The organism is Rhizobium sp. S163, from assembly GCF_030380805.1.
Lineage (GTDB): Bacteria > Pseudomonadota > Alphaproteobacteria > Rhizobiales > Rhizobiaceae > Rhizobium.
The window spans coordinates 716,976-731,483 of sequence record NZ_JAUDSA010000003.1; the positions used below are offsets into that span (position 1 = coordinate 716,976).

19 protein-coding genes are annotated in these 14,508 nt (G+C 61.6%); 6 read left to right on the plus strand and 13 right to left on the minus strand.

Annotated elements, in window-relative coordinates:
- Window positions 1–245 precede the first annotated feature (245 nt).
- Window positions 246–932, plus strand: a complete 687-nt coding sequence (locus QTL96_RS03800) for a MerR family transcriptional regulator (protein WP_289726744.1) — start codon at window positions 246–248, stop codon at window positions 930–932.
- Window positions 933–993: 61 nt separating this feature from the next.
- Here QTL96_RS03800 and QTL96_RS03805 read toward each other — a convergent pair whose 3' ends face one another.
- Window positions 994–2,121: an ATP-dependent RecD-like DNA helicase gene (locus tag QTL96_RS03805; RefSeq protein WP_289726745.1), complete on the minus strand. Its 1,128-nt coding sequence runs from the start codon at window positions 2,119–2,121 to the stop codon at window positions 994–996.
- 175 nt (window positions 2,122–2,296) lie between these two features.
- Here QTL96_RS03805 and QTL96_RS03810 point away from each other — a divergent pair, with 175 nt between their 5' ends.
- From QTL96_RS03810 to QTL96_RS03820, 3 genes are read left to right on the plus strand one after another with little or no spacing between them, the layout of a single operon-like run.
- The gene (locus tag QTL96_RS03810; RefSeq protein ID WP_018900320.1) at window positions 2,297–2,677 is read left to right on the plus strand and encodes a hypothetical protein; all 381 of its coding nucleotides are present in this window, start codon (window positions 2,297–2,299) and stop codon (window positions 2,675–2,677) included.
- 21 nt (window positions 2,678–2,698) lie between these two features.
- Window positions 2,699–3,214, plus strand: coding sequence for an RNA polymerase sigma factor (locus QTL96_RS03815; protein WP_289726746.1), 516 nt, complete (start codon window positions 2,699–2,701; stop codon window positions 3,212–3,214).
- Window positions 3,211–3,993: an anti-sigma factor gene (locus tag QTL96_RS03820; RefSeq protein WP_289726747.1), complete on the plus strand. Its 783-nt coding sequence runs from the start codon at window positions 3,211–3,213 to the stop codon at window positions 3,991–3,993. The genes QTL96_RS03815 and QTL96_RS03820 overlap by 4 nt, the downstream gene beginning before the upstream one ends.
- 27 nt (window positions 3,994–4,020) lie before the next feature.
- Here the strand turns inward: QTL96_RS03820 and QTL96_RS03825 are convergent, their stop codons facing one another.
- From QTL96_RS03825 to QTL96_RS03860, 8 genes are all read right to left on the minus strand, one after another.
- A complete protein-coding gene (locus tag QTL96_RS03825) occupies window positions 4,021–4,392 on the minus strand; it encodes a nitrile hydratase accessory protein (RefSeq protein ID WP_289726748.1) in 372 nt (123 codons plus the stop codon).
- Between the two features lie 80 nt (window positions 4,393–4,472).
- Window positions 4,473–4,898, minus strand: a complete 426-nt coding sequence (locus QTL96_RS03830) for a type II toxin-antitoxin system death-on-curing family toxin (protein WP_289726749.1) — start codon at window positions 4,896–4,898, stop codon at window positions 4,473–4,475.
- On the minus strand, window positions 4,895–5,128 hold the full coding sequence (locus tag QTL96_RS03835) for a hypothetical protein (RefSeq protein ID WP_289726750.1): 234 nt from the start codon (window positions 5,126–5,128) through the stop codon (window positions 4,895–4,897). The genes QTL96_RS03830 and QTL96_RS03835 overlap by 4 nt, the downstream gene beginning before the upstream one ends.
- A 144-nt stretch (window positions 5,129–5,272) precedes the next feature.
- Window positions 5,273–5,938, minus strand: a complete 666-nt coding sequence (gene nthB, locus QTL96_RS03840; RefSeq protein ID WP_289726751.1) for a nitrile hydratase subunit beta — start codon at window positions 5,936–5,938, stop codon at window positions 5,273–5,275.
- Window positions 5,935–6,591, minus strand: coding sequence for a nitrile hydratase subunit alpha (nthA, locus tag QTL96_RS03845; RefSeq protein ID WP_289726752.1), 657 nt, complete (start codon window positions 6,589–6,591; stop codon window positions 5,935–5,937). Before nthA ends, nthB begins: the two co-directional genes overlap by 4 nt.
- 78 nt (window positions 6,592–6,669) lie before the next feature.
- A complete protein-coding gene (locus QTL96_RS03850) occupies window positions 6,670–7,263 on the minus strand; it encodes a LysE family translocator (protein ID WP_289726753.1) in 594 nt (197 codons plus the stop codon).
- A gap of 110 nt (window positions 7,264–7,373) precedes the next feature.
- Entirely contained in the window at window positions 7,374–7,718 is a 345-nt protein-coding gene (locus QTL96_RS03855; RefSeq protein ID WP_289726754.1) for a type II toxin-antitoxin system PemK/MazF family toxin, read from the minus strand.
- Between the two features lie 7 nt (window positions 7,719–7,725).
- A complete protein-coding gene (locus QTL96_RS03860) occupies window positions 7,726–7,998 on the minus strand; it encodes an AbrB/MazE/SpoVT family DNA-binding domain-containing protein (protein WP_209190808.1) in 273 nt (90 codons plus the stop codon).
- A 62-nt stretch (window positions 7,999–8,060) separates the two neighbouring features.
- Between QTL96_RS03860 and QTL96_RS03865 the strand changes: the two genes are divergently transcribed.
- Entirely contained in the window at window positions 8,061–8,909 is an 849-nt protein-coding gene (locus QTL96_RS03865; RefSeq protein WP_289726755.1) for an aldo/keto reductase, read from the plus strand.
- A 41-nt stretch (window positions 8,910–8,950) separates the two neighbouring features.
- Here the strand turns inward: QTL96_RS03865 and ilvN are convergent, their stop codons facing one another.
- From ilvN to QTL96_RS03885, 4 genes are read right to left on the minus strand one after another with little or no spacing between them, the layout of a single operon-like run.
- Window positions 8,951–9,523, minus strand: a complete 573-nt coding sequence (gene ilvN, locus QTL96_RS03870; RefSeq protein ID WP_018900306.1) for an acetolactate synthase small subunit — start codon at window positions 9,521–9,523, stop codon at window positions 8,951–8,953.
- Between the two features lie 26 nt (window positions 9,524–9,549).
- Complete coding sequence (locus QTL96_RS03875) at window positions 9,550–9,951, minus strand: type II toxin-antitoxin system VapC family toxin (RefSeq protein ID WP_289726756.1); 402 nt, start codon at window positions 9,949–9,951, stop codon at window positions 9,550–9,552.
- Window positions 9,932–10,225 carry an AbrB/MazE/SpoVT family DNA-binding domain-containing protein gene (locus tag QTL96_RS03880; RefSeq protein WP_289726757.1) on the minus strand — a complete coding sequence of 98 codons (294 nt, stop codon included), beginning with the start codon at window positions 10,223–10,225 and terminating at the stop codon, window positions 9,932–9,934. Before QTL96_RS03880 ends, QTL96_RS03875 begins: the two co-directional genes overlap by 20 nt.
- 56 nt (window positions 10,226–10,281) lie before the next feature.
- Complete coding sequence (locus QTL96_RS03885) at window positions 10,282–12,075, minus strand: acetolactate synthase 3 large subunit (RefSeq protein ID WP_289726758.1); 1,794 nt, start codon at window positions 12,073–12,075, stop codon at window positions 10,282–10,284.
- Window positions 12,076–12,416: 341 nt separating this feature from the next.
- Between QTL96_RS03885 and QTL96_RS03890 the strand changes: the two genes are divergently transcribed.
- Complete coding sequence (locus tag QTL96_RS03890) at window positions 12,417–14,507, plus strand: DUF87 domain-containing protein (RefSeq protein ID WP_289726759.1); 2,091 nt, start codon at window positions 12,417–12,419, stop codon at window positions 14,505–14,507.
- Window position 14,508: the final 1 nt, after the last annotated feature.

A 14,508-nucleotide genomic window follows, 5' to 3' on the forward strand; every position in this document is an offset into this window, starting at 1 on the left:
GAAACGCCCCTGATGATTCGTTCAGAAGTTGCAGTGCAGCCGTATGTACATTCGACTATTATTTACAAGTGACTATTTTTAAGGATAACAAATCAGTCATTTAACGCATAGTCTGATCGCAATGGATCACCAGATCGAGGATCCGTTGCTTTGCATGCCGACCGGGAATGCATCGTCAAAACCGCTCGACCGCGCCCGTATCCATGTCATGCGCGCACTTGATCATGCGTAGAACAGGAGGGCTCATGTCCGAACGACATAAGCAGGCTGCCAGACCAAACGCTCCGCCCCAGGCGCCTCCCGATTTCAGGTTCCTGCCGCGCGTCGCGCGCCCGGCAAGCCTGCCCGGCGGCAAGGTCGCGATTGCCGACATGGCCAACGCCTTCGGCGTCACCCACCGAACCCTGCATTTCTACGAGGAGAAAGGGCTGATCGCCTCGAGCCGTATCGGGCTGATGCGCGTCTACGAACACGCCGACATAAGGCGCATGGCCGTCATCAATGTCTGCCGCGAGGCGGGCATGCCGGTCGCCGTCATTCAGGAACTGATGGTCGATCTCTGCAGATCCACCTCGCAGCAGGACGCCGACGCCGTCTTCGCCGCCGCCCTTGCCTCTCGAAAGCGCGAACTGACGGCGGAAATGTCGACGCTGCACCGCCAGCTTCAGCAGGTGACCGAACTGCTCGAAAACACCGCCCCTGGCGACCCGCCGCTGAACGACAACCAGCATGAGCGCTCGCTGACCGAACAGGAATATCGCTGCCTCGTGCTGATGACCGAGGGACTATCGACCCAACGTATCGCCCGCACGCTCGATCTCAAGGAAGACGACGCGAAATCGATCGAGGCCGCGATCATTCAAAAGCTCGACACCAACAACCGCTTCCAGGCGATCGCCAAGGCGGTCCTGCTCGGCATCGTGCAAATCTGAAGCATGTCGCGCAAAACTGTACAGCGGCTTTGCGGCACCGACATGCGACGCGCTTGAAAACTCAGCGGACGATCGTCAGCGTTTCCGCCGCGCGCGTGATCGCGGTATAGAGCCAGCGCTCCCTGGTGTCACGAAACGCCCAGCTCTCATCGAACAGCACGACATTGTTCCACTGCGAACCCTGCGCCTTGTGCACCGTCAGCGCATAGCCGAAGTCGAACTCGTCGCAGCGCTTGCGGGTATTCCAGGGAATCTCGCCCTCGACATCCTCGAACACCTGCTTCAACAGCTTGATCTTCGCCGCCCCACGATCGATATCGTCATCCTCGGGCCGGATCAGAAGGTTGATACCCGGCTTCGTCGTCTCCTTCGAGGACGTCATCACCTGCCAGAGCGAGCCGTTGAGCAACCCCTTGGCGGGATCGTTGCGCAGGCAGACCAGCTTGTCGCCCGTCTGCGGATAATCGGCGGTGAAACCCTTCAGCTCGCGCAGCCGCTGATTATAGCGCCGCCGCGTGCGGTTGGTGCCGACAAGCACCTGATCGGCGTCGAGCACGAGCGACTGGTTGACCTCGTTCTTCGAGATCACCTGCGCCGCGCCATAATCGCCATACATGATCTCCTTGCCCTCGCGCACCTGCATGGCGAGCCCGATGATCGGGTTGTCGCGCGCCTGCCGGTGGATATCGGTCAAGAGATAGTCGGGTTCCTGATTGGTGAAGAACCCGCCGCCGGAGACCGGCGGCAGCTGGCCGGGATCGCCGAGAACAAGGATCGGCGTGCCGAAGCTCATCAGGTCCTTGCCCAGCGCCTCATCCACCATCGAGCATTCGTCGACGATGATCAGCGCCGCCTTGGCGACGGGGCTCTGCCGGTTGATGGTGAACATCGGCGCGATCGAGGTCTTGCCGGTCTCTTCGTCCTCGACAGCCTCTTCGCCGCGCGGCCGGTAGATCAGCGAATGCAGCGTGCGCGCATTGCTGGCGCCGCGTGTCCGCAACACCTGCGCCGCCTTGCCGGTGAAGGCCGCAAACAGCACCTCGCCATCGACATGCTCGGCGAAATGCCGAGCAAGCGTGGTCTTGCCCGTGCCGGCATAGCCGAACAGGCGAAAAATCGGGGCCTTGCCCTCCTTCAGCCATTTGGCAACGGCTTTCAGGGCTTCGTCTTGTTGCGGAGCGAATTGCATGATCCATCGACTTGGCAGGATTCGTCAGCGATAGGCAACCGCAAAATGCCGCAAGGCGGCCGGCCTCCCCGCCCGATCGGAAAAAATCTTACGACACCAGGGAATAAAATCGCCCCTCGCCTTGTCTCATGTCAGGCAACGCAGATCGCGTGCGCCCAACCCGAGGAGACACCCGATGAAATCCGCGAAATTCCTGATCGCTCTTACCGTCGCATCCGCTGCCGCCACCGCCGCCTTCGCCGCCCCGCCCGTCAAGACGGTCGATTCGGCCAAGGGCAAGGTGCTCGCCGGCGAGAACGGCATGTCGCTCTACACCTTCAAGAAGGACACGAAGGACGTGTCCAATTGCTACGACGATTGCGCCAAGAACTGGCCGCCGCTGATGGCCGATGGAAATGCCAAGCCGGAAGGGGCATACTCGATCGTGGACCGCAAGGACGGCATGAAGCAATGGGCAAAGGACGGCATGCCGCTCTACTTCTGGGTCAAGGACAAGAAGATGGGCGATATCACCGGCGACGGCGTCAAGGATGTATGGGATGTCGCAAAGCCATAAGCGCTGGACAGGCTTGATCGCATGAAGCCACCCGCACCCGAAACATTCGAGGGCCAGATCCTGGCCCTCCTCCCGTCGCTCAGGCGCTATTCACGCAGCCTGACGCGCTCCGACAGCGATGGCGAAGATTTGCTGCAGGACTGCGTCGAGAAGGTGCTCGCCCGTCGCACGCAGTGGCGCGGCCTGAACCTGCGCGGCTGGGTGCTGACGATCATGACCAATCTCTATCGCAACCAGCGCCGCACCATCGTGCGCGGCAACCTCGTGGACATAGATGGCGCCATGGACGTGGCCGCCCCCGAGACATCCGCCGACCCGCTCGAGCGCTCCCGCCTGGAAGACGCGCTGAACGGCCTTTCGGAAGATCACCGCGCCGTGCTGATGCTCGTGGTCATCGAGGGCTACACCTACCAGGAAGTGGCCGACATGCTCGACATACCCTTAGGCACCGTCATGTCGCGCCTGTCGCGCGCGCGCCAGCAACTGGCCGAACACATGAAATCAGACAACGTCATTACGCTTCGGAGACCGAAATGAACGCCGCCGACCAACCCGTGACCGAAGCGGACCTCCACGCCTACACCGACGGCCTGCTCGCCGATGACGATCGTTCGCGCGTCGAAGCATGGCTGCGCGACAATCCCGACGATGCCGCCAGAATAGCCGAATGGCAGGCGCAAAACGCCGGCATCAAGGCAATGTTCTCAGGCTACGAGAAAAGCAGGCCCGGCGACGCCGACATGATTGGCAAACCGCCTGCGCTCTCGCCCTGGTCGAAGCGCCTCGCCGCTATCGCCGCAACCATCGCCGTCTTCGCTGCAGGCACGCTTGTCGGCCGCTACGGCCCCGCTCTCTTCGAACGCCCCCAACTGCAGCTGACAGCCCAGGAAACCTTCCCGAAGGAAGCCCAAAACGCCTTCTTGGTCTACGCCAGCGAAGTCCGCCACCCCGTCGAAGTCTTCGCCAACGAGGAAGCCCACCTCGCCACCTGGCTCGGCAAGCGCCTGGCTATATCGAACCTCAAGGTCCCCGACCTCACGAGCCTGGACTACCACCTCGTCGGCGGCCGACTGCTGCCCGTCGATGGCAAGCCGGGCGCGATGTTCATGTACGAAAACCAGACCGGCGAACGCCTCACCGTCCTCGTCGGCCGCAACACAGCTAACAAGACCACCAGCTTCCGCTTCGCCTCCGCCGATAGTGTCGAGACCTTCTACTGGATCGACGGCGAACTCGGCTACGCCGTCACCGGCGAGATCTCACGCGAAGAACTGAGGAAGGTCGCCGAAGAATGCTACCGCCAGTTTCCGTCGTGATATCATCATGCGGGGACTGCTGCGCCATCAGCGCTCAGGATCATTGGCAAGCTCAATCGGCTTCCCATGCGGCGTGGCCTCCGCCGCCCGCTGCCAGCTCTGCTGCAACGCGGTGATCGTCTCCGCATCGGCCACACCGCGATCGACAAGGATCGACGACAACGCCGCCACCCAGCAATCAAAATAATCGCTGCCATCCTCGGCGCGACCCGGCTTGTGCAGCTCACCGGACAATGCCTCGGCCCATTCGGTCCACGTAAACAGCCCGCGCTCATGCAGATGCACCGTCATCGCAAACGCCTCCGCCGCCCACGGCTCCGGAAACACCGGCTCGCCGTCTTGGGAGCGTGGCAGCTGCGGCGATTGAGCAAGCGGCGAGCGCGTATCACACTGGCTCAAGATAGCTCTCCCGAGCATTGAATGAGGTCGATCATACTGATCTCCTTGATAGCATGATGAAAATCGCCAGGTCCTTTGTCTTACGAATTGGGATTTGGCACCAGACGATCTCTGACAATCTCGACCACTTCGTCAAACAAGATTTTATCGTCCATCAACTGCTCGACAGCCTTTGCAACAAATAGCTTTGCGGCTTCCGCTTGCTGGGGATCAGGATCATATAGGAGAGTGTAGCCATTCAATGCCAGGAAGTAACGTGCCGCCGCCCAAGCCGTCCGCTTATTGCCTTGTCCGAAACCGTGAGCTTTTCCCACGCCATAGATCATATGCGCGGCAAGAACGGCAAAATCCGTCTCCCCATATGCAAATTGGTTTCTGGCGCGATCGATTCCCGCTTCTATCGCCCCCATGTCGCGGACAAGGTGAGGCTCCCCGGTCGCTCCGACAGCCCGCTTGTTGAAGTGAACGACATGTTCAGCCGCGACCCAAACGGGTTCGTCGCTCACTTGGCAAGATGCTCCATAATGACGGCATCTTCCTCAAGCAGATAATCCATGAATGCATCTGGATCGAGCGGAACGGGCTTAATTGCGGTCGCGGACTTGGCAACATCGCGCCCGAGCGCGCTCGAGGGACCGCCCTGGCTAGCGGCAGCCGAAGACTTTCCGGTCTCAGCGTCTCCACGCACCAACGCGCTTGATCCGCCGCGTCCGGATCGTGTCTGAAAACCCATCATGACGCTCTTCTTGCTCATGTCTACAAATATAGCGACGGGCTGTCGCATGTCAAAGATGCTGAAATTGACACGTCGAGTGCTCTACGAGCACCAGCGCACTTTCAGCCTCTTGCGACTTTCAACTTGCTGCAATCCGTCGCTAACTCAACCACCAGCCGGAACCAGATACGATTCCCACGCATCGATCGACACCGTCAGCGACGGATCAGCCCCCTCGCCCCAGATCTCGCCGCCATCGAACACGACGGTGTAGACCCATTGCGGGTTCTCGCCCTTGCCATGGGCGTTGTCGTCAGGAAACACGAAGGAGCCCTGAACCGCCTCGACGACGCCGACCTTGGCGCGCGCATAACGCGGCAGCCGCGTATGCGTCGTCGGGTTGAAATTGCGGGTCTTCACCTTGTCCCCAACGGAAAACCGCGCCGGTTGATCAAGCGGACGATCACAGGGACCGCCCTTGGCGAGAACACCTGGGACCATATCCGCCTTCAGCACCCGCTTCGGGGCAGCGCCGTCGAACTGCCGGTGGCCGCTCTCGATTTCGTCGGCGTTGGTGAAGCCGTGGCGCTCGAGCAGCACCTCCAGCGCCCGCGTCCAGATCTCGTAATAGCTGGCCGAGAGATAGGCGGCGGGCGGAATGCTTTCGCGGGCATGCCGGCTCTCGTCGATGTTCCAGGCGCCGAAGGCGCCGCAGGAGAGCGTCAGCCCCAGCGCCCGTTTTTCCCACTCCGCGTGGAAATAGGGCTCGTCCTTCTCCGGCGCGACAGCGCCGAAGCCCATCTGCCCGCCGAGATCGTGCGGCCCGTTCATGCCGCCGCTCCCGGCGCTGCGGCGAGACCGGCGCCGATCATCGCATCGCGGCTGACGAGATCGGCGAGCTGCTCCTCGCTCAAGCCGTCGGTGCCCTCCGGCCGCTGCGGGATGACGAGATAACGCAGTTCCGCCGTCGAATCCCAGACGCGGATCTTCTGCCCCTTAGGCAGGCTCACACCGAATTCGCTGAGCACCCCGCGCGGATCGATCACCGCCCGTGAACGATAGGCCGGCGCCTTATACCATGTGGGCGGCAGCCCCAGCACCGACCATGGATAGCAGGAGCAGAGCGTGCAGACGACGAGATTGTGCGTCTCTTCGGTGTTGAACACCGCGCGCATGTGCTCGCCCTGTCGCCCGGTGTAGCCGAGGCTGGCGATCGCAGCCGTCGCGTCGCGCTTCAGCCAGTCGGCGAAATCGGGATCGCTCCACGCCTTGGCCACCACCCGCGCGCCGTTCCTGGGCCCAACCTTGGTCTGGTAGGTGTCGACGATCACGTCGATCGCCGCGGGATCGATCAGCCCCTTCTCCGTCAGCACCGTCTCCAGCGCCTTCACGCGGGCCTGCATGTCCGAATAGTGGTTGTCGTGGTGATGATCATGATGATGATCGTGATCATGGTGGTCGTCGTGTTCGTGGTCGTCGTGCAAGAGACTATCCTCCGCCAGTGTCCCGACATCCTTAGGCACTCGCGAAGCCGACGCCAAGCCCCGACCAACGCGATCGGCCTATTTCAGCATCGGCCACAGGCTGAGCACCAGAAGCACCGCCATGGTGATGTTGAACCACTTCAGCCGCACAGGATCGGACAGCCAGTCGCGCAGGGCCGAGCCGAACCCGGCCCAAGTGGACACGCTCGGCACATTGACAGCGGCAAAGGCCAACCCGACGATCATGACGCTGACGAAGTAGATATCCTGGATCGTATAGGTCGCCATCGCCGTCACCGCCATCACCCAAGCCTTCGGATTGACCCACTGAAACGCCGCCGCCGACAGGAAGGACATCGGCTTCACCGCGCCCTTCCCCTCGCTCAGCGACCGCGACGTCGCGATTTTCCAGGCGATCCACACCAGATAGGCACCGCCCGTAAACTTTAGCGCCGTATAGACCGCCGGCACCGTATGTAGCACCGCGCCAAGCCCGAACCCGACGCCGATCAAAAGCGAGAAGAACCCGGCGCCGATGCCGATCATGTGCGGGATCGTCCGGCGGAAACCGAAATTCACGCTCGAGGTGAACAGCATCATGTTGTTCGGGCCCGGCGTGATCGATGTGGTGAAGGCAAAGAGAAGCAGTGCCAGAAACGTATCCAGCGGCATGGGGTAACCTCCATGGCCCGCGATCTGCGCCACGAACCTTGTTAATTTAGGTCAGCATAATTGACCTAAATCGGAGTTTCCATCTGCCTATTGTCATGGTGACAGGATTGTCAGCCGGAAGCACCAGTCACGTCGAGGTCGAGCAGCCTGCCGACGTAGCTTCTGACCAGCGTGACGAATTCGGTAGGCAGTGTCTCAATCTGACGAAGCACGCGCTCCTCGTAGTCAAGCGAACGCACCTGATCGGCCAGAACCATGCCTTGCGTCTTGAAGCCATCAGGGATCGGTATCTTCGTCGGCCAAGGCGTCATATTTCTCGTGATCGGGCAGACGACGATGCGCTTGGAGACTTCGTGCATCAGGACATTTGAGATGACGAGCGCCGGCCTGATACCGGATTGTTCGCTGCCTCTGATCGGATCGAGGTTGACCACGACAACATCGCCAGCCGTCAAGATATGGCTACTCGTCATGATCGTAAAAACGTTCGGACCCGACATCGCGGCCCCAATCGACCGTCTCCGGTTCATTTTCCGGGCCCAGGCGCCGGATCTCGGCAACAATCTCCGCAAGTGAAGGCGCCAGCTGCTGCTTCGGCTTTTCCAGCGTCGCCTTGCCATCGCGAACGTCGAGGTTGACGACATCGCCGGCGCGCAGGTGCAATTCGTCCGTCACCGCCTTGGGCAGGCGGATCGCGATGCTGTTACCCCACTTGGAAATCGTCACCTTGGTCATATCTAGCCCTTGATATCCAATGTATATCACTTGCCGGAGACAGCGACAACACGAGGCCGACCATGCAAGACGATCCGATCCCAACGCTCACCATGCGCGACGGCCAAGAGATACCGGTGCTCGGCCAGGGCACCTGGAACATGGGCGAAAAGGCTTCCGAGGCCAAGCGCGAGATCGAAAGCCTGCGCGCCGGCATCGACCTCGGCATGACGCTGATCGACACTGCCGAGATGTATGCGGAGGGCGGCGCCGAGACGATCGTCGGCGAAGCGATCCGTGGCCGTCGCGACGAGGTCTATCTGGTCAGCAAGGTCTATCCCTGGAATGCCAGCCGCAAGGGCACGATCGAGGCCTGCGAAAACAGCCTGTCGCGCATGGGCACCGACCGTATCGATCTCTACCTCCTGCACTGGCGCGGCAACCACCCGCTGGCCGAGACCGTTGAGGCTTTCGAGACGCTGAAGTCTCAAGGCAAGATCGGCCAATGGGGCGTCTCCAATTTCGATACCGACGATATGGAAGAACTGCTCAGCGTCCCCGCAGGCAAAAATGTCGCCGCCAACCAGGTGCTCTACAATCTCGGCCGTCGCGGCATCGAGTTCGATCTCCTGCCCTGGTGCCAGGAGCGCAACATTCCGGTCATGGCCTACTCGCCGATCGAGCAGGGCCGCATCATCCACCACCCCGAGATCATCCGCATCGCCAAAGCCAACCAGGCGACCCCGGCGCAGCTTGCGCTGGCTTTCCTGCTGGAACGCGATGGCGTCATCGCCATCCCCAAGACCTCGAATGCCGCCCGCGCCGCGGAAAACCGCGATGCCGTCTCGCTCGACCTCAGCGACGAGGACCTGGCCGCCCTCGACGCCGCCTTCCCGCCACCATCCAGAAAAAAGCCGCTGGAGATGCTCTGACCTCCAGCGGCTTCGGTTTCAACGAACTTTGATGTCGGGCGTTACATGCCCTGCGGACCACGGTTCATCGCCGCGATCCCGGTACGGCAGACCTCGATCAGGCCGAGCGGCTTCACGATTGCCACGAACTGGTCGATCTTCGAGGACTTGCCGGTCAGTTCGAGGATGAAGTGCTCGACGGTCGCATCGACCACCTTGGCATGGAAGGCATCGGCCAGGCGCAGCGTCTCGGCGCGCGTCTCGCCATCGCCAGCCACCTTGATCAGCGCCACTTCACGCTCGATCGGCCGCTCCTGCCCAAGCTCGCGGGCGCGCACCGTGAGATCGACAACGCGATGCACGGGAATGATGCGCTCAAGCTGCGCCTTGATCTGCTCCAGCACCTGCGGCGTCCCGCGCGTCACGATGGTGATACGCGACAGATGCGCCTGGTGCTCGGTCTCCGACACCGTCAGGCTTTCGATGTTGTAGCCGCGGCCGGAAAACAGGCCGATGACGCGGGCAAGAACGCCCGGCTCGTTATCGACGAGAACCGATAGCGTGTGGTTCTCGATCGCCGCCGTTTCCGGCGAAATGAAGTAGGCGGAGCCCGTCGGCTGTAGGTGTGCGTTCATGTCTTGGTCCGTTTCCTCAGATTATGTCAGGATGCCAGCTCGACGCTGACGGAATTCATGTGTTTTTGAGCAAGCTTGACGAGACCCTTGTCGAAGGTGAGAAAGGTCTCGCCGGCAGCGGTGAGGCTGACGTGCAGGGCGTCGGCGAAGTCCATGCCGGCTGCATGAGCGCGAACGGCAACCGCCACGGACGTGTGCTGCTCAAATTCGAAAGCGCCGATCTCAAGAGCCGCGGAAAGAAGCTGATTGACTGTCTGACGCGAGATTTTCATGATCCCGCGCATCACCCATCCACCTTCAAGCAGAACGGTCGGCGTTACCACCAGCGTCGCCGATGACAGCAAAGCTTCGGCGATACGTCCGTGCTCTGACGCTTCTTTCACCAGTGCACGCACGAAGACGTTGGTATCAACGACTATTCTTCTCATCCCAGCGCCGCTTGGCCTCCTCCAGAACCGCTTGCTCGATCATCTCTTCTGTGATCGGCGGCCCCTCGTATTTTGGCCGCATCGCCAGAAACTCCTCGATCGTGAGCTTCTTCTTGTGAGCCGGCACCTCCTGCTCCGCCTCCACCGGCTGCAACACGACCCCGCGCCCGCCATCGACGATCTCGAGCTCGGCGCCCGGCTTCCAGCCATGCGCATCACGGACTGCCTGCGGCAGGGGTACGCTCCCGTTTTCCGAAATCCTCACTCTGGCCATGGCACCTGCTCCTCAAGGAAGGGACGCGATCAATCTAGCGCGTCCCCTCGCTTCGATCAAACGAGCGCACGACCTTTGGCGTCGATGGCGTTGGCGACGGCCTCGTCGGTGGCTTCATCCGGCAAAAGCATCTCGTTGTGTGCCTTGCCCGATGGGATCATCGGGAAGCAGTTGGCGAGATTGGCGACGCGGCAATCGAAGATCACGGGCTTCTTGACGTCGATCATCTCCTGGATGGTCGCGTCGAGATCGCCGGGCTTTTCGCAACGCAGGCCGACGGCGCCGTAGGCTTCCGCCAGCTTGACGAAATCGGGCATCGCCTCGGTGTAGGAGTTCGACAGGCGGTTGCCGTGCAACAGCTGCTGCCACTGGCGCACCATGCCCATGTACTGGTTGTTCATGATGAAGATCTTGATCGGCGCTTCGTACTGGATCGCCGCCGACATCTCCTGGATGCACATCTGGATCGACGCATCGCCGGCAATGTCGATGACGAGGCTCTCCGGGTGCGCAATCTGCACGCCCAGCGCCGCCGGCAGGCCGTAGCCCATCGTTCCCAGGCCACCCGAGGTCATCCAGCGGTTGGGCTTCTCGAAACCGTAAAACTGCGCCGCCCACATCTGGTGCTGACCGACTTCCGTCGTGATGAAAGTGTCGCGATCCTTGGTCAGCGCATAGAGACGCTCCAGCGCATATTGCGGCATGATCACGTCGTTGCTGTGCGTATAGGCAAACGAATTGCGCGCGCGCCAGCGGGTGATATCGGCCCACCAATCGGCGATCTGGCTCTTCTCCGGCTTCTTAGGCAGGGCACGCCACAGGCGAACCATGTCTTCCAGGATATTGCCGACGTCGCCGCGGATGGGAACATCGACGCGGACATTCTTGTTGATCGACGACGGATCGATGTCGATGTGGATCTTCTTCGAGTTCGGCGAAAACGCATTCAAGCGGCCAGTAATGCGGTCGTCGAAGCGGGCGCCGATGCAGACCATGACGTCGCAATCATGCATCGCCATGTTCGCCTCGTAGGAGCCGTGCATGCCCAGCATCTTCAGCCAGTTCTTGCCGGATGCCGGATAGGCGCCCAGACCCATCAGCGTCGAGGTGATCGGGAAATCGGTGAGCTCGACCAGTTCGCGCAGCAGCTTGGAAGCCTCGGGCCCGGAGTTGATGACGCCGCCGCCGGAATAGATGATCGGACGACGCGCCTTCGACATCAGCTCGATGGCAGCCTGGATCTGGTTCAGATCGCCCTGAACCTTCGGCTGGTAGCTCTTCTGGATCGCGTGGGCTGCCGGCGGCGTGTAGGTGCCGGTGGCGAACTGAACGTCCTTCGGAATATCGACCAGAACGGGCCCCGGACGGCCCGACTGCGCGATGCGGAAGGCCTCATGAATGATCGCCGCCAGATCGTTGACGTCCTTGACCAGCCAGTTGTGCTTCGTGCAGGGGCGCGTGATGCCGACGGTATCGGCTTCCTGGAACGCGTCGGAGCCGATCAGCGAGGTCGGAACCTGGCCGGAGAGGCAGACGAGCGGGATCGAATCCATCAGCGCGTCCTGCAGCGGGGTGACCGCATTGGTGGCGCCTGGACCTGAAGTGACGAGCATGACGCCGACCTTGCCGGTGGAGCGGGCATAGCCTTCGGCCGCGTGGCCGGCGCCCTGCTCGTGGCGAACGAGGATGTGCTTGATGTCGTCCTGCTGGAAGATCTCGTCATAGATCGGAAGCACGGCGCCGCCGGGATAGCCGAACAGGTGTTCGACACCATTGTCCTTGAGCGCGCGGAGAACGATTTCCGCGCCTGTCATCCTGTTTTCGTCCGTCTGATTGTCCGTGCCCGTCATGTTTTTGTTCCATTTTGACTGCTGGGATTTGAAGGTCTTGGCGGCGAGCCTGAATTTCAGGCATAAAAAAAGGCCCCTTGGGGAGCCTGTTGTCTAGCGCATGGGTGGCTATCGCCGGATGGTTACACCATCCTGCCCATGCGCTGTCCCACCACAATAAGAATTGCTGCTATCTTCATGGCCGGAAGTGATAGACAGAAAATTTCGCAGCGTCAACGCTTAAAGCAATAAAAAGCCGAGCATGCGCTGTCGGTATTAAACATGGCCGCATAAGCCCTTGCGGCAAAGGGTTTATTAAACGTTCCCTTTTATCCTGCCCTGCAATCTCAGGGAGTAGCCCTTTGCAGAACAACGACTTGCAGACGTCAGGCAGCGCGGGCGAGCATGACCGCCGCGATGTACTAGCGCCGGGAAACCGTTTCCTCGGCCGCGTTGTCGCGTGCAGCGGGTCCCGCGCCACCATCGCAGCCGTCGCCGAAGCAGGCGGCACCGACCTCACCGAACTCTGGTCCGTAGGACGCCTGATCTCGATCACCGTCGGCCGCAACCGCGTCGTGGCGCTCGTCTATTCCATGAACACCGGTACGCATGCCTGGGGCGAAGGCGAGGACAACTATTTCAAGATCGAGACAGAGCTGCTCGGCGAAGTCCGTGTCGACGAGGACGGCACGGAGCAATTCTCCACCGGCATCTCGCGCTACCCCTATCTCGGCGCCGTCGCCCACCGCATCCGCTCCGCCGACCTGATGCGCATCTATGACGCCGGTACGGGAACCACCGCCGTCATCGGCAAGCTGACGCAGGACGATAGCATCGATGCGTCGATCCACGTCCCCTCCATGCTGTCGAAACACTTCGCCATTGTCGGCTCCACCGGCGTCGGCAAGTCGACCGCCGTGTCGCTGCTGCTTCACAAGGCGATCGAGGCTGACCCGAAGCTGCGCGTCCTGATCCTTGATCCGCACAACGAATTCGCCGCCGCCTTCCCCAAGCACTCCGTCGTCGTCGATACAGACACGCTCGACCTGCCCTTCTGGCTGATGCGCCTGGAAGAATTCGCCGAAGTGGTGTTCCGCGGCCGCACGCCGGTGCCGGAAGAGCTCGACATGCTGCGCGACATCCTGCCGGAAGCCAAGCGCGCCTTCCGCGGCAGCGACAACTCGCTGGTCCGCCGCACCACCGAGAAAAGCTCGATCACCGCCGACACCCCGGTTCCCTATCGGATGGCCGATCTGCTGGCACTGATCGACGAGCGCATCGGTCGCCTGGAAGGGCGCGGCGAAAAGCCGTTCCTGCGGTCGTTGAAGATGCGCATCATCGCCGCGATCAACGACCCGCGCTACCACTTCATGTTCTCCAACAACACGATCTCGGACACGATCATGGAGACGGTGGCCGAGATCTTCCGCGTGCCCGGCGACAACAAGCCGATCTGCACCTTCCAGCTCTCGGGCATCCCATCCGAGGTCGTGAATTCCGTGGCGTCGGTGCTGTGCCGCATGGCATTCGAAATCGCGCTGTGGAGCGATGGCGCCATCCATATGCTCGTCGTCTGCGAAGAAGCGCACCGCTACATTCCGTCGGACCCCTCGCTCGGCTTTTTCCCGACGCGCCAAGCGATTGCCCGCATCGCCAAGGAAGGCCGCAAGTACGGCGTCTCGCTCGGCATCATCACGCAGCGCCCCGGCGAACTCGACCAGACCATCCTGTCGCAGTGCTCGACGCTGTTTGCCATGCGTCTTGCCAACGACCGCGACCAGGAAATCATTCGCTCCGCCATCCCGAACTCGTCGATCTCGACGACAAGCTTCATCTCCTCGATCGGCAACGGCGAAGCGATTGCCTTCGGCGAGGCGATCAGCGTGCCGATGCGCATGCGCTTCTCCCGCGTCAGCGAAGACCTGCTGCCGAAGGCCAACGGCGCAACGCCGAAATTCACCGAGGAAGATCCAGATAACGTCGACCTGCGCAAGATCGTCACCCGCATGCGCGCGGTGAGCGGCCCCGACATCTCCGCCTTCCAGCAAAGTGTCAAGAACGCCGGCCTCGACCTCGGGGAAGAAGAAGACGCGGACTACGACCAGGTCTTCGCGGCCGACGTCTACCCTCCGATCATCCCGGCGCCGATCCCAATCACCCCGCCGCTCGCGCCGATCGAGCCCTACCGCCGCGACATGCTGCCGACAGCCCCGGTATCGCGCGAACCGGCGGCACCGCCAAGATCATCGCGCGAATCCTTCGGCGTCGCAGCCGACACCTCGATCGACAGCCGCTTGGAAGCGCTGAGACGCGAAATGCGCGGCGAACAAAATCCGACCCCGCGTCCCGCCGACCCGCAAGCGCAGCCGACAAGCATTCGTCGCGAACCCGGCGTATCGCTGCGCGAAAGCATCCTGAAGAAGCCGCTGAGCAGCCTTTACGACAAGGATTAAG